Raw genomic sequence first — 13,998 nt, 5'->3', positions numbered from 1 at the left:
AGATACTATGGTCTAAAATCTACAGTAACCTCTTTAACAGCCTGATAAAGAGCATCGCTGGTAGGCTTAGGAATGGCAGCTAGTTTAGTGGCAGAAATTGCCTCTCTACATAACGCAGTATCCCCTTCTGTAGAATCTACACTTAGTAATAATCCATCACGGGCAATTTTTATCGTTAATACACAATTTTTACCACTATATAATTGTGAGTTATTAAATTTATTACTGATTGCATTATGTAAAAGTGTTTTATATTTATCCAATTCACCACTAGCAACACCTTGTTGTACTTTCGGTGCATTGGATGTCAGACTGCCCAAAATATCATTCAACTCTTGTTGGCGAGATGCTTCTTCAGCAGCACTTTGCTTTTGTTGCTCAGCTTTGGCGCGCTCTGCCGCGGCAATTTGTTTCTGACGTTCGGCTTCCTGACGCGCTTTCTCTGCTTCTTCTACAGCCTTTTGACGCTCAGCTTCAGCACGTAATTTTTCTTGCTCAATTCGTTGTTGCTCAGCTTTAACCTGCTGCTCTCTTAACTTAGCGTCTTCTTCCGCTTTTTGTTTAGCCAGAAGTGCTTGTTTTTGTTGTTCTTCAAGCTGTGCTTTGGCTTTAGCAGCTTCAGCCTCTGCCTCACGAGCGGCCGCTTGTGCAGCCTGAGCTGCTGCAGCTTCCTGCTTTTGTTTTTCAAGAGCGGCTAAACGCTCTCTTTCTAAATCTTTTAAACGCTGCTGTTCAGCGGCTTGTTTTTCTTCTAACTCACGAGCACGCTGATCTGCCTGTTGCTGACGTTGCTTTTCAGCCTCAACTAATGCATCTTTTTGTTGAACCTGACGAGCATACTGTTCAGAAACAATTCGAGGATCAACCATAATTGCATCCACAGCATTACCATTAACATCACCGGCATAGGTAGATGTATAATTAAACGCACTAATCCCAAGAGCAATCAGGATAGCAACATGCAATCCTAATGACAGGATAATTGCAAACTTCAATTTAGAATTATAGTTACGCGTCATAAATATTGTAATGCTATAGTTACCAGTAAAAATATGTGATTATTGTCTCATTATTATTTAAAAAAATCATCAGGTATTATTTTGCAGATTCAAGTTTTAAACTGCACAATTATCATATTAGGGATTTCATATCTGACAAAAGGAATAATAATGAGATGATTAGACTCTTTACCTGAGCGATTTCCGCCCAGATAAAGATGGCTAATTTTAAACAGGTTGAGTCATAAGTCCTACAGACTTAACACCCGCTGATTGTAATAAATTCAATGCTTTAATAATCTCTTCATAAGGAACATTTTTTGCTCCTCCGACTAAGAAAATCGCATTTTCATTTTGACTAATCTGCTGCTTAATTTCAGAAATAATCTGTTCTGCTGGTAAATTGGATTTACGCTCTTGTTCAATGATTAAGGTATAAACACCGATATCAGAGACTTCGATAATAATAGGTTTATTCTCAGCCGGAGAGACTGTTTTAGCTTCCGATGCCTCTGGCAAGTCCACTTCTACACTCTGGCTAATAATAGGAGCTGTCGCCATAAAAATCAGAACAAGCACCAATAATACGTCCAGAAGTGGAACGATATTGATCTCTGATTTTGTGGAGAAGCGTTGATTACGTCGACTCATTTAATTACTTCCTTACTGCTACAGCTTGACGTTGTAAAATTGCAGTAAATTCATCAATAAAGTTCAAATAATCTTGATCAAGACGAGCAACACGAACACTTAAACGGTTATAAGCCATAACAGCCGGAATCGCAGCAAACAGACCAATTGCCGTGGCAACCAGCGCTTCTGCAATACCCGGAGCAACCATTTGTAATGTTGCTTGTTTTGCAGAACCCAGCGCGATAAAGGCGTGCATGATCCCCCATACTGTTCCAAATAATCCAATATATGGACTAATTGAACCAACAGTACCAAGGAAAGGGATATGAGTTTCCAGAATATCCAGCTCACGATTCACAGACAAACGCATTGCTCGTGATGCGCCATCTAAAGCAGCTTTTGGCATATCCGGATTAATTTTATATAGACGAGAGAATTCTTTAAATCCTGAGTAAAAAATCAGTTCTGTACCAGATAAAGAATCTTTTTGCTCATGACACTCTTCATAAAGTTTAGAAAGCTGATCAGCTGACCAGAACTGTTCATCAAACTCTTTAATCTGGTGAGATGCTTGCGTAAGCATACGGCTTTTTTGAATAATTATTGCCCATGAAATCACTGAGAAAGCAAGTAACAATAACATAACACATTGAACCAGGATGCCTGCTTTTAAAAACAGGTCAATAACATTCATTTCCACTACATAAACTCCGCAACAATAATTTGAGGAAGCGCAATTGGCTTCATTTTTGATATATCAACACATGCTATCAATACATCTGCCTGACTAATTAATTTGCCATTCTGATCCAAGATTTGCTGTTTAAATTGTAAAGAAGCCCGACGTACAGACTCAATTTTACATTCAATGGTTAACAAGTCATCCAGACGAGCAGCAGAAACATAATCAATCGTCATACTTTTTACGACAAACGCAATATTCTGACTAAGCAGAGACTCTTGCTGAATATTGTATTGTCTTAACATTTCTGTTCTTGCTCGTTCATAAAATGCTAAATAACGAGCATGATAAACAACACCGCCAGCATCGGTATCTTCATAATACACTCTGGCCTGCCATTTAAAATCTTTCACGATAACAACTCACTGTCATTTAAAATAGATAGGTAATGTTTTCAGTTATATCGAATTCAGCTGAAGATAATACAAAATTCAACAAATGAAAACAATTATCATTTGTAATAAATTCAAAAAATATGTTCATATTATCCTCGTAGTCTTTCATTTATACAAGCAAAAAACAAAAACAGCGCCCGTTAAAAGCGCTGTTTTTATTAGTAAAATGATGACATTTATGTCATGTAGAATAAAGAATTACTCTTCTTCTTTTTTCTCACTATCTTTTCTATCGATCCAAAGACCGGTGATGATAGCAAAGCTACATGCTAATAATGTGCCTATTACCCAAAATAAATACCACATTTGCTATCCCTCTCTTAATAAAGTGTCGTTTTGTTACTTTCAATATAGTTTTTATCTAAGCGACCAAACATCTTGATATAACACCAAGCAGTATAAAGTAACATAATTGGAACAAAGATAGCCGCTACAATAGTCATAACAGTTAATGTATTGAAACTTGATGTAGCATCCCAAATCGTCAAACTAGCATTAGGCATAATGCTTGATGGCATAATGAATGGGAATGTTGTCACACCAAAAGTCAGTAGTACACAAACAATTGTCAGAGAAGACAGCAGGAACACAAAACCACTCTTATTCAACGCAGAGAACATAATTGTTAATAGTGGTAATACTGCACCTAAAATTGGTAATGTCCATAAGATTGGCATCGCTTCAAAGTTACTTAACCATGAAACACCTGTTGCCACTTCTTTATTTAGTGGATTTGATGCAGCTATGTGGCTTTGTTCGCCTATTACAGCATAACCATCGATCCCCCAAATTACCCAAATACCAGCCAAAACAAATGCAATAGCAGTAATTAGTGTAGAAATTTGAGTTGCTTTACGAGCACGAAGATAAAGCTCACCTTTTGTCTTCATTTGTAACCAGGCACCGCCTTGCGTCACAATTAAAGTCAGACTGACCACACCTGCGAGTAATGCAAATGGATTTAACAGCCCAAAGAAGCCACCTTTATAAGATACGCGAGCCAAGCTATCAACTTCAAATGGAACGCCTTGTAATAAATTACCAAAAGCGACCCCAAAGACTAAAGCAGGCACAAAGCTACCAATAAAAATACCGCCATCCCATAGATTACGCCATTTTCTGTCTTCCAGTTTTGAACGGTAATCAAAACCAATTGGTCGGAAGAATAATGCTGCAAGAACTAAAATCATAGCAACATAAAAACCCGAGAACGCCGCAGCATAAACTAGCGGCCATGCAGCAAATAACGCACCACCTGCAGTAATTAACCAAACCTGATTACCATCCCAGTGCGGAGCAATGGAGTTAATCATAATTCGTCGTTCATTGTCAGTTTTACCAATAAAAGGAAGTAAAATACCTACTCCCATATCAAAGCCATCGGTGACAGTAAAACCAATTAATAAGACACTTATCAGCACCCACCAGATTAAGCGCAATACTTCATAATCAAACATTGTATATACTCCTTATGTCCTATTGGGCTGCTTGGGTTTGTTCAAAATGATAACGACCCGTTTTTAAACTACTTGGACCAAGTCGGGCAAATTTAAACATCAAGAACATCTCTGCAACTAAGAACAACGTATACAGACCGCAGATTAAGATCATTGAGAACAGAATATCTCCAGCCGTTAAGGTTGAATTAGCCACACCGGTCGGTAATATTCCTTCAATCGCCCAAGGTTGACGTCCATACTCTGCAATAAACCAACCACATTCACTGGCAATCCATGGGAATGGAATGCTGATGAACATTAACCATAATAACCAACGTTTCTCACCAATTTGATCTTTGTAAGTATTCCATAATGATAAACCAATACCCAGTAACATTAAGAAACCTAAACCAACCATGATTCTGAATGACCAGTAAAGTGGGAATACTTGTGGAATTGAGTCCTGAACCGCGGCCTGAATATGTGCTTCTGTCGCTTGTGGAATAGTCACATTATCCGCATTAGTAAAGCGTTGTACTAAATAGCCATATCCAAGATCATCTTTGTATTTATCGAATAACTGACGAACAATTGGGTCGGTACTACCTTCACGCATTTTCTCTAAGTTTTCAAACGCGATCATGCCATTACGAATACGACCTTCATTTTCCTTCATGATATCTTTAAGACCAGTCACTTGCTGGGTTAAAGAACGAGTCGTGATAATACCCATCACATAAGGAATTTCAATCGTATAATGGTTTTTCATCTCTGTCTGATCAGGGAAACCAACAAGAACAAAGGCTGCCGGAGCTGGGTGAGTTTCCCATTCTGCTTCAATTGCTGCCAGTTTAGTTGGTTGTACTGTCGTCATTTCATGACCCGCTTCATCACCCATCACAATTAAGCTAATAGATGCCATAAAACCAAACGCCGCTGCAACAGCAAAAGAACGTTTAGCAAAAGCAACATCGCGCTTTTTAAGCAGGTAATAAGAACTGATACCAAGAATGAAAATAGCACCTGTTACATAACCAGCCGATACAGTATGAACAAATTTAAATTGTGCAACTGGACTTAATACTAATTCAGAGAAACTCGTCATTTCCATTCGCATGGTTTCATAGTTAAACTCAGAACCAGACGGGAATTGCATCCAGCCATTTGCGACCAGAATCCAAAGAGCAGATAAATTTGAACCAAATGCCACAAGCCAGGTAACCATTAAGTGTTTACCTTTGCTTAGACGATCCCATCCAAAGAAAAACATACCCACAAATGTTGATTCAAGGAAGAAGGCAACTAACGCTTCAATAGCAAGCGGTGCACCAAAAATATCCCCAACATAATGTGAATAGTAAGACCAGTTAGTTCCGAATTGGAACTCCATAGTCAAACCAGTTGCTACACCTAAGGCAAAGTTAATTCCAAATAACTTACCCCAGAACTTCACCATATCTTTATAGATCTGTTTACCACTAACAACATATATCGTTTCCATAATTGCAAGCAAAAACGCTAAACCCAGCGTTAATGGTACAAAAATAAAGTGATACATGGCTGTTAGCGCAAACTGTAGTCTAGATAGTTCAACAATATCTAACATCTGCGCTCCTAAGTCCCAATACTAGAGACAATATGACTGCCCAATAATAATTATAAACAATAACTTGTTGTATTATATTAAGTCTAACTGAATAAAATTAGCGACAATATAACACAAATATTTGTCAGGTTGTATGGTGTCTAACACAATTTTTTGTAAAAATTGATAGACATCAAATTTTACGCTATTAATTTTTTAGCAGCGTCACCAATATCAGCTAAACTTTTAACAACTACTACTCCTGCTGCCTCTAAAGCTTGTGTTTTCTCTGCCGCGGTACCTTTACCACCTGCAATAATTGCTCCGGCATGTCCCATTCTCTTACCACTTGGCGCAGTAACACCAGCAATATAACCAACAACAGGTTTTGTTACATGATGTTTAATATAAGTTGCAGCTTCTTCCTCTGCACTACCACCAATTTCACCAATCATAACAATAAGCTCTGTCTTTGGATCTTGCTCTAATAATTTAAGAATAGAAATAAAATCAGAGCCTGGAATAGGATCACCACCAATACCCACACACACGGATTGACCAAGACCTGCATCTGTTGTCTGTTTGACCGCTTCATAAGTCAGTGTTCCTGAACGTGAAACGATACCCACTTTACCGGCTAAATGGATATGTCCGGGCATAATACCAATTTTACACTCATCCGGAACAATGATTCCCGGACAATTTGGACCTATCATCATACTATTACTCTGTTCCAATTTTTCGCGCACAATCAGCATGTCTAGCGTCGGAATACCTTCAGTAATACAAACAATTAATTCAATGCCGGCATCAATCGCTTCTAAAATAGCGTCCTTACCAAATGCTGCCGGTACATAAATAACTGTGGCAGTCGCACCTGTAGCTTCAACAGCTTCATAAACAGTATTAAATACAGGTAATCCTAAATGCGTTGTTCCCCCTTTACCCGGAGTAATACCACCAACCAGTTTAGTACCGTATGCTAAGGCTTGTTCTGAATGGAAAGTTCCCTGACTGCCAGTAAATCCCTGACAAATTACTTTTGTCTCTTTATTAATTAAAATCGCCATTAAAACTCTCCACTTAATTCATTGCTTGTGCAGCTAATGCAATTTTTTGTGCTGCATCAGTTAAACTTGTTGCGGTAATTACATTAAGTTGACTATCCGCTAAAATTTTTCTGGCTTTGTCTGCATTATTTCCTTCCAGACGCACAACCACAGGTACTGTTAAACCAATCTCTGTTATAGCTGCAATAATTCCATCTGCAATTAAGTCACACCGGACAATACCACCAAAAATATTTACTAAAATAGCTTTCACTTTTTTGTCCGATAGAATGAGTTTGAAGGCTTCAGTGACACGCTCTTTTGTCGTCCCGCCACCAACGTCCAGAAAATTAGCTGGTTCACCACCATACAGTTTAATGATATCCATTGTGGCCATTGCTAAGCCTGCACCATTTACCATACAACCAATATTACCGTCTAATGAAACATAACTAATCCCCTGCTTTGCCGCAATTGATTCACGTTCATCTTCTTGTGTAATATCGCGTAAAACACTCAACTCAGGGTGACGATATAAGGCATTATCATCTAGAGAAACTTTCGCATCTAAGCAAATAATCTCTTCTGTTTGTGTAATAACTAAAGGATTAATTTCCGCTAAGGCAAAATCATTTTTGATAAACAGATTAGCAAGACCTAAAAAGATTTTTGTGAATTGATTAATTTGCTTCCCACTTAAACCTAACTTAAACGCCAGTTCCCGTCCTTGATAGCTTCCAGGTCCAGTTAATGGATCAATCATCACTTTGTGAATCAAATGAGGAGTATTTTTAGCTACTGACTCAATATCGACTCCACCTTCTGTTGAAGCCATAACAACTACCCGACGGGAACTTCTATCCACGACAGCACCTAAATAAAGTTCTTTAGCAATATCCGATGCTTTCTCTATCAGTATCTGATTAACTATCTGACCATAGCTATCTGTTTGATAAGTAACGAGTTGATGACCCAGCCATTTTTCACCAAACTTTTGTATATCTTTTAAATTCTCTGTACAAATAACACCGCCAGCTTTGCCTCTGCCACCTGCATGAACCTGACACTTAACAACCCACTTCCCACACTCTTTTTGCGAAGCAATTTCGGTCACAATATCATTTATTTCATCGATTGAGTTACAAACATAACCTTCCGGAACAGGTAACCCATATTGTTTAAACAGCTGTTTTGACTGGTATTCATGCAGATTCATATAACGGTCCATATGTTACGATTTTTTGCTGAGAAACGTGATATTTCCAGCATTTGAGATGTCTTTTCAGTTTAATCTAATATCCCGCAATTGTGTAGATATTAAATGACAATTATTACCGCTTTTGTAACAGCAGTGTTATAATTGACCATCTTCATAACAAATATAGGATTTAAAAGATGGCAAAAGTTGGTATTTTTTTTGGTAGTGACACCGGAAACACAGAAAATGTTGCGAAACTAATCCAACTTCAATTAGGGGATGATGTTGCTGAGCTACACGATATTGCAAAAAGTACTCAGGCTGATATCGAGAAATTCGATAAACTCTTATTTGGAATTCCAACATGGTATTACGGTGAATCTCAATGTGACTGGGATGATTTCTTCCCTACATTAGAAAATATTGATTTCGCGGGTAAAACTGTTGCTATCTTTGGATGTGGTGATCAGGAAGATTATGCAGAATACTTCTGTGATGCAATGGGTACATTACGCGATATTATTGAGCCAAGAGGCGCTAAAATTGTTGGTCACTGGTCAACAGAAGGCTATCATTTCGAAGCTTCAAAAAGTCTGATAGATGATAAACATTTTGTTGGACTTGCTATTGATGAAGATCGCCAGCCAGAACTTTCTTCTCAACGTATTGACACTTGGGTTAAACAAGTTTCTGCAGAAATGGACTTATAATCCTACCTTGTACTATAGAATAAGGGTGCTTTGGCACCTTTATTTTTTAGTGTACTTGATTTATTCATAAATGAAGTACACTCATTCATACTACCTATAATAATAATCGTTTTATTTTTAGGTTAATCCTCTTATAATGAAAAACTGTTATTAATTTGATATAAAGAGATTCTACTATGGCTGATAATAATTTAGCATTGAAAAAAGCTGGGCTAAAAATTACGTTACCCCGTCTAAAAATCTTAGAGTTGTTACAGACCCCAGAATTCCAACATATTACAGCAGAAGATCTTTATAAAAAGTTATTAGAACTCGGTGAAGAAATCGGTCTAGCTACTGTCTATCGAGTACTCAACCAATTTGATGATGCAGGTATTGTCACCCGTCATAACTTTGAAGGCGGCAAAGCTGTTTTCGAATTAGCCCATCAAACTCATCACGACCATTTAATCTGTCTGGATTGTGGCGAAGTTTTCGAATTTAGAGATGAAGTGATAGAACAACGCCAAAAAGAAATCGCTAAACAGCATGGTATTGCTCTGACACATCATAGTTTATATCTTTATGGTAACTGTACCGGTGGCGATTGTAAAAAATTACCAGGCTTACACAACCAAGCAAATAATAATAAAAAATAGACCATAGGTTTTTAGATAATGAAGCAATTACTTGATTTTATTCCTTTGGTCATCTTTTTTATTTTATTCAAAGTTTATGATATCTATATCGGTGTAACTGGCTTAATGATTGCTTCAACAGTTGCACTAATCATTACCTGGATTATCTATAAAAAAATAGAAAAAGTCGCCTTGTTTGCTTACCTGATGATCATTATCTTTGGCGCTTTAACACTCTATTTCAGGAATCCTGACTTCATAAAATGGAAAGTAACCATTATCTATTTTATCTTTGCTATTATTTTACTGGCCAGTCAGCTAATTTTTAAAAAACCTCTGTTACAAAAATTACTTGGTAAAGAACTTAATCTACCAACCCAAATCTGGAATAAACTTAATTTTAGCTGGGTTATCTTCTTTATTGTATGTGCCTTAGCGAATCTGTATATCACCTACTCTATGTCACAAGAGTTTTGGGTAACATTTAAGACCTTTATTTTACCGGGTATCACATTAGTATTTACTATTCTGTCTGGTATTTACATCTACAAACAAATAGATAAGAATAGCTCCCAAGCATAATATTTCTCAAAATCAGTGTGGAGAACTTAAATGAGCGCTGAAGAAAAAAGTACGCCTAAAGGTGAACTAGTTTTACGGACTCTGGCTATGCCTGCCGACAGTAATCCTTATGGACATATTTTTGGCGGATGGATCATGTCTCAGATGGATCTGGGTGGGGCTATTTTAGCTAAAGAAGTAGCAAAAGGACGTGTTGTTACAGTAAATGTCAGTAGTATTACCTTTTTGAAACCGGCTTTAATTGGTGATGTTGTGTGTTGTTATGCCAGAGTATTAAAAACAGGCAGAACCTCACTCACTATTGCTATTGAAGTATGGGTAAAGAAAGTCACTGACTATACCAGAATTGGTGAGCGTTTTTGTATTACTGAAGCTGAATTTACTTATGTTTCAGTAGATAAACATTTCAATCCAAAACCTTTACCAGAATTACACCAGAATTTTGATGCTAAAACGAATGATGTAAGTATACTACGCAGCGGCTGTTAAAATGAATGTTTCACTTAGCTCATTTTATGCAATAATGAGCTCCGTTATCTTTTTTAGTTATTGGCTGCTCGTCGTTATAACTATCTTACGTATTGTCACCAGACGTCGTCCAACGACTTATGTCGTAGCATGGATGTTAGTTATTTATCTTATTCCCGTCGTTGGGATTATTCTGTATTTCTTGCTAGGTGAAGTTCATCTTGGTCAAAAGCGTGCCAGTCAAGCACAAGAAATGAAACCACAAATCGAGAGTTTCATGCACGAAATGCAGGATTTCCCTCATATTTTTACTTCTAATGTTAGTTCTGTTGCCAAACCTATCTTTCAACTCTGTAAACATCAAACTGGTCTTGATGGTATCAATGGAAACCATATTGAATTACTGACGGATGCGGATGACGTTTTTGACAATATAATTCAGGACGTTGATCAGGCAAAATCTAATATCGAGCTTGTTTTCTACATCTGGAATAAAGGTGGTCGAGCAGATGATCTTGAAGCTGCTTTAATCAGAGCTACGGAACGTGGTGTTACCTGCCGTATTATGCTTGATTCTGCCGGTAGCCGTAAATTTTTAAGATCGCCAGATAGTAAAAAGATGCGTGAGGCAGGTATAGAAGTTATCGAAGTATTAAAAGTAAATCTGTTTCGTATGATGTTTCGTCGTTTAGATCTCAGACAACATCGTAAAATAATTATTATCGATAACTATATTTCTTACACTGGTAGTATGAATATCGTCGATCCTCGCTTCTTCAAGCAAGACCGTAATGTTGGGGAATGGGTAGATATTATGATTCGTATGACCGGCCCAATTACTGCCGTTATGGGAATCGTCTATGCCAGTGACTGGAAGCTGGAAACCAACAAGCAGCTAATACTCCCAAAAGTACTAGAGTTTGCAGAACCACCGGAAGAACAAGGCCATATATTACAACTTATTGCCTCTGGCCCTGGTTATAGTGAGAATATGATTCACCAGGTGCTTCTCACCGCCGTTTATGCTGCTCAGGAACAGATTATTTTAACTACACCTTATCTCGTCCCTAGTGATGACTTATTACATGCTATTTGTTCAGCAGCACAACGTGGTGTTGAAGTTATCATTATCATTCCACAAAAGAACAATTCTTTAATGGTAAAATGGGCCAGCCGGGCTTTCTTTTCTGAATTGCTAGAAAATAATGTTAAACTTTACCAGTTTAAAGATAATTTACTTCATACCAAAAGTGTTCTGATCGATAAACAGCTCAGCTTTGTTGGTACAGTAAATCTGGATATGCGTAGCCTTTGGCTAAATTTTGAAATTACCGCAGTCATTGATGATAGTGTCTTTGGTCAGGAACTTAACCAGTTACTTAGTGGTTATCTGGCGAATTCAGAACCTATTGATAAACAGCGCTGGCTAAAACGACCTTTTTGGCAGCATATTATCGAACGCCTTTTTTACTTTTTTGCCCCGCTACTCTAGGAGCTTTTATGGATTTAACCTTACTTGATATTAATAACTGCTTATCAGACGATGAAGTTATTGATACCGCTTATGATATCTTTTTAGAACTTGCTCCGGATAATTTAGAGCCGGCAGATATCATTCTATTTAATTTACAATTTGAAGAGCGTGGCGCAGCAGAACTCTACGATCCCGATCCAATGTGGCAGGAAGAGCAACTTGATTTTGATCCTTTAAACAATGATTTCTTTGCTGAAGTCATTATTGGTTTAACCAATGACCAAGGTGAAATTGATGATATTTTTGCTCGTATGCTAATTTGCCGCGAGAAAGATGAAAAATTCTGCCATATTCTTTGGAAGCAATAACACTGTTGAGGCTAAAATAACGGCCTATTAATACATTATCTATTAATAAATTAATAGCCGTTAATTGTTAAATCAGGAATGAATAATGTTGACTCAATATGAGAAACCTGAGTTTCTATTGTACCATCTTCATACAGAGATAAATCTCTCCAGCCGGGCCCACATTCATCAACAGTAAACTCATTACATTGTGGTTTAAATTGTGCACATGTAGATGGTGTGGCAAAAACCATACGACCTTCCCACTGCTGTTCGATATTTTGGTGAATATGCCCAAAACCAACAGTTTTAACCTGAGGATGTTGTTTAAGGATATTTTGTAAACTTTCAGTATTTTGCAGACAATGTTGATCTAACCACTGGCATCCTGACAGCACCGGATGATGATGTAAAAAAACACAAGTATTACGCTCAGAATATTGCTGTAACGTCTCAGACAGAAAACTTAATTCACTTTCGGCTAATCTGCCATATGCCTTACCCGGAACCTGGCTATTTAACAAAATAATAAGCCAGTTCTCACCTAATAAAATAAGTTTTTCATTTGGAATCTGATATTCATTAAAAACAGGTTGCAGATTGGGTAACATGTCGTGATTACCAGGTAACCAGACACAAGGGATATCTAACTGTGTAATACGTGTGGCAAAACGTTCGTAGGCGGCTTTAGAACCATCCTGTACAAAGTCTCCGCTTGCTACGATTAAATCATAATATTGCTTTTTCTTCTCTATCTCACAAATAACTGCATTGAAACTATCTAAGGTATTTACACCAAGTAAAGTTTCATTTTCACAGGCAAAAAGATGGGTATCGGTTATATGCAATATCCGTCCTATTTTTTTATCTATAGGTAACGATAAAAATGCACTCAAAAGTAGGCCTCTATTAAATTCTTATTATTTTATCTGCTATATAATACAACGTTTCGACAGAAAATTCTGTTGTCTAGCGCACAGTTTTTATTATCAACTCGAATATTTGTTTAAATATTACAGCAGATAAAAAATAATAAGTAAATAAAATCAAGACACTACTTAGACCATTCAGCCTGAACTTGCTTATAATTCAATTGTAGCCATTGTAGCGCAATAATTGATGCGGCATTATTGATCAAGCCACTTTCAACCCATTTATACGCTTGCTCACGGCTGGTGACATGAACCCTGATATCTTCACTTTCTTCTTCAAGACCATGAATTCCTTTAGCAGTAGAAGCATCGACTTCACCAATTAAAATATGTAACTTTTCTGTTAGTGCTCCCGGACTGGCAAAATAACTAACAATCGGTTTACATCGACCTAACTTAATCCCCGCTTCTTCCATCGCTTCGCGTCGGGCAACATCCTCAACACTTTCATTTTCTTTGTCGATCATCCCGGCAACAAGTTCAAGCATCCATGGAGTATCACGATGACCAATTGTAGCAATACGAATTTGTTCCAGTAACACAACATCGTCACGTTTTGCATCATAAGCCAGTAAAACAACAGCATGCCCTCTTTCAAAAATTTCACGCTGGACAACTTCACTCATTGAACCATCAAATTTACGATAACGAAAACTATATTGCAGTAATGAAAAAAAGCCTTTATAAAGTTCCTTTTTAGTCAACCCTTCGACATCTTTATCCGTAAAAACGACTGGGTTAGTGGTCAGTTCCTTCATAGTAAATCTGCTCCTTATATCCTTAAATTTTATTAAAATGTGCTGAGATTAAAAAGTCACCTTTATATCTC

General features: G+C 37.4%; 17 protein-coding genes. 6 read left to right on the top strand and 11 right to left on the bottom strand.

What is annotated here, in order from left to right:
• Positions 1–5 precede the first annotated feature (5 nt).
• From tolA to sucC, 9 genes are all read right to left on the bottom strand, one after another.
• Positions 6–1,019 carry a cell envelope integrity protein TolA gene (gene tolA / locus IPMB12_RS07985; RefSeq protein WP_166916627.1) on the bottom strand — a complete coding sequence of 338 codons (1,014 nt, stop codon included), beginning with the start codon at positions 1,017–1,019 and terminating at the stop codon, positions 6–8.
• 207 nt (positions 1,020–1,226) lie between these two features.
• Positions 1,227–1,649, bottom strand: a complete 423-nt coding sequence (tolR, locus tag IPMB12_RS07980) for a colicin uptake protein TolR (protein ID WP_166916625.1) — start codon at positions 1,647–1,649, stop codon at positions 1,227–1,229.
• A gap of 4 nt (positions 1,650–1,653) precedes the next feature.
• Complete coding sequence (tolQ, locus tag IPMB12_RS07975) at positions 1,654–2,325, bottom strand: protein TolQ (RefSeq protein ID WP_166917742.1); 672 nt, start codon at positions 2,323–2,325, stop codon at positions 1,654–1,656.
• A 5-nt stretch (positions 2,326–2,330) separates the two neighbouring features.
• A complete protein-coding gene (gene ybgC, locus IPMB12_RS07970) occupies positions 2,331–2,726 on the bottom strand; it encodes a tol-pal system-associated acyl-CoA thioesterase (RefSeq protein ID WP_166916623.1) in 396 nt (131 codons plus the stop codon).
• A gap of 240 nt (positions 2,727–2,966) precedes the next feature.
• Complete coding sequence (cydX, locus tag IPMB12_RS07965; RefSeq protein WP_166916622.1) at positions 2,967–3,074, bottom strand: cytochrome bd-I oxidase subunit CydX; 108 nt, start codon at positions 3,072–3,074, stop codon at positions 2,967–2,969.
• Positions 3,075–3,088: 14 nt separating this feature from the next.
• Positions 3,089–4,225, bottom strand: a complete 1,137-nt coding sequence (cydB, locus tag IPMB12_RS07960) for a cytochrome d ubiquinol oxidase subunit II (protein ID WP_166916620.1) — start codon at positions 4,223–4,225, stop codon at positions 3,089–3,091.
• Between the two features lie 19 nt (positions 4,226–4,244).
• Positions 4,245–5,813, bottom strand: coding sequence for a cytochrome ubiquinol oxidase subunit I (locus IPMB12_RS07955; protein ID WP_166916617.1), 1,569 nt, complete (start codon positions 5,811–5,813; stop codon positions 4,245–4,247).
• A gap of 179 nt (positions 5,814–5,992) precedes the next feature.
• The gene (gene sucD, locus IPMB12_RS07950; protein WP_166916615.1) at positions 5,993–6,862 is read right to left on the bottom strand and encodes a succinate--CoA ligase subunit alpha; all 870 of its coding nucleotides are present in this window, start codon (positions 6,860–6,862) and stop codon (positions 5,993–5,995) included.
• Between the two features lie 13 nt (positions 6,863–6,875).
• Positions 6,876–8,057, bottom strand: coding sequence for an ADP-forming succinate--CoA ligase subunit beta (gene sucC, locus IPMB12_RS07945; RefSeq protein ID WP_166916613.1), 1,182 nt, complete (start codon positions 8,055–8,057; stop codon positions 6,876–6,878).
• Positions 8,058–8,236: 179 nt separating this feature from the next.
• Here sucC and fldA point away from each other — a divergent pair, with 179 nt between their 5' ends.
• From fldA to IPMB12_RS07915, 6 genes are all read left to right on the top strand, one after another.
• A complete protein-coding gene (gene fldA, locus IPMB12_RS07940) occupies positions 8,237–8,749 on the top strand; it encodes a flavodoxin FldA (RefSeq protein ID WP_166916611.1) in 513 nt (170 codons plus the stop codon).
• 176 nt (positions 8,750–8,925) lie between these two features.
• The gene (gene fur, locus IPMB12_RS07935) at positions 8,926–9,387 is read left to right on the top strand and encodes a ferric iron uptake transcriptional regulator (RefSeq protein ID WP_166916609.1); all 462 of its coding nucleotides are present in this window, start codon (positions 8,926–8,928) and stop codon (positions 9,385–9,387) included.
• 18 nt (positions 9,388–9,405) lie between these two features.
• Positions 9,406–9,948, top strand: coding sequence for a septation protein A (locus tag IPMB12_RS07930; protein ID WP_166916607.1), 543 nt, complete (start codon positions 9,406–9,408; stop codon positions 9,946–9,948).
• Positions 9,949–9,978: 30 nt separating this feature from the next.
• Complete coding sequence (gene yciA, locus IPMB12_RS07925) at positions 9,979–10,437, top strand: acyl-CoA thioester hydrolase YciA (protein WP_166916605.1); 459 nt, start codon at positions 9,979–9,981, stop codon at positions 10,435–10,437.
• Position 10,438: 1 nt separating this feature from the next.
• Complete coding sequence (gene cls / locus IPMB12_RS07920) at positions 10,439–11,908, top strand: cardiolipin synthase (protein ID WP_166916603.1); 1,470 nt, start codon at positions 10,439–10,441, stop codon at positions 11,906–11,908.
• Positions 11,909–11,916: 8 nt separating this feature from the next.
• Positions 11,917–12,258 carry an HI1450 family dsDNA-mimic protein gene (locus IPMB12_RS07915; protein ID WP_166916601.1) on the top strand — a complete coding sequence of 114 codons (342 nt, stop codon included), beginning with the start codon at positions 11,917–11,919 and terminating at the stop codon, positions 12,256–12,258.
• Between the two features lie 50 nt (positions 12,259–12,308).
• Here the strand turns inward: IPMB12_RS07915 and cpdA are convergent, their stop codons facing one another.
• Both cpdA and nudF read right to left on the bottom strand, forming a co-directional pair.
• Positions 12,309–13,085, bottom strand: a complete 777-nt coding sequence (gene cpdA / locus IPMB12_RS07910) for a 3',5'-cyclic-AMP phosphodiesterase (RefSeq protein ID WP_208293464.1) — start codon at positions 13,083–13,085, stop codon at positions 12,309–12,311.
• Between the two features lie 206 nt (positions 13,086–13,291).
• Entirely contained in the window at positions 13,292–13,927 is a 636-nt protein-coding gene (nudF, locus tag IPMB12_RS07905) for an ADP-ribose diphosphatase (protein ID WP_166916597.1), read from the bottom strand.
• Positions 13,928–13,998 lie beyond the last annotated feature (71 nt).

The organism is Zophobihabitans entericus (genome assembly GCF_011745665.1).
Classification (GTDB): domain Bacteria; phylum Pseudomonadota; class Gammaproteobacteria; order Enterobacterales; family Orbaceae; genus Zophobihabitans; species Zophobihabitans entericus.
Note: the sequence above shows the minus strand (reverse complement) of the source record. Positions and strands in the feature narration are given on the sequence as shown.

Excerpts from the sequence above, each read along its gene's own strand:
- tolA (WP_166916627.1), bottom strand. The coding sequence starts at position 1,019 with ATGACGCGTAACTATAATTCTAAATTGAAGTTTGCAATTATCCTGTCA.
- tolR (WP_166916625.1), bottom strand. The coding sequence starts at position 1,649 with ATGAGTCGACGTAATCAACGCTTCTCCACAAAATCAGAGATCAATATC.
- tolQ (WP_166917742.1), bottom strand. The coding sequence starts at position 2,325 with ATGAATGTTATTGACCTGTTTTTAAAAGCAGGCATCCTGGTTCAATGT.
- cydX (WP_166916622.1), bottom strand. The coding sequence starts at position 3,074 with ATGTGGTATTTATTTTGGGTAATAGGCACATTATTAGCATGTAGCTTT.
- cydB (WP_166916620.1), bottom strand. The coding sequence starts at position 4,225 with ATGTTTGATTATGAAGTATTGCGCTTAATCTGGTGGGTGCTGATAAGT.
- IPMB12_RS07955 (WP_166916617.1), bottom strand. The coding sequence starts at position 5,813 with ATGTTAGATATTGTTGAACTATCTAGACTACAGTTTGCGCTAACAGCC.
- sucD (WP_166916615.1), bottom strand. The coding sequence starts at position 6,862 with ATGGCGATTTTAATTAATAAAGAGACAAAAGTAATTTGTCAGGGATTT.
- sucC (WP_166916613.1), bottom strand. The coding sequence starts at position 8,057 with ATGAATCTGCATGAATACCAGTCAAAACAGCTGTTTAAACAATATGGG.
- fldA (WP_166916611.1), top strand. The coding sequence starts at position 8,237 with ATGGCAAAAGTTGGTATTTTTTTTGGTAGTGACACCGGAAACACAGAA.
- fur (WP_166916609.1), top strand. The coding sequence starts at position 8,926 with ATGGCTGATAATAATTTAGCATTGAAAAAAGCTGGGCTAAAAATTACG.
- IPMB12_RS07930 (WP_166916607.1), top strand. The coding sequence starts at position 9,406 with ATGAAGCAATTACTTGATTTTATTCCTTTGGTCATCTTTTTTATTTTA.
- yciA (WP_166916605.1), top strand. The coding sequence starts at position 9,979 with ATGAGCGCTGAAGAAAAAAGTACGCCTAAAGGTGAACTAGTTTTACGG.
- cls (WP_166916603.1), top strand. The coding sequence starts at position 10,439 with ATGAATGTTTCACTTAGCTCATTTTATGCAATAATGAGCTCCGTTATC.
- IPMB12_RS07915 (WP_166916601.1), top strand. The coding sequence starts at position 11,917 with ATGGATTTAACCTTACTTGATATTAATAACTGCTTATCAGACGATGAA.
- nudF (WP_166916597.1), bottom strand. The coding sequence starts at position 13,927 with ATGAAGGAACTGACCACTAACCCAGTCGTTTTTACGGATAAAGATGTC.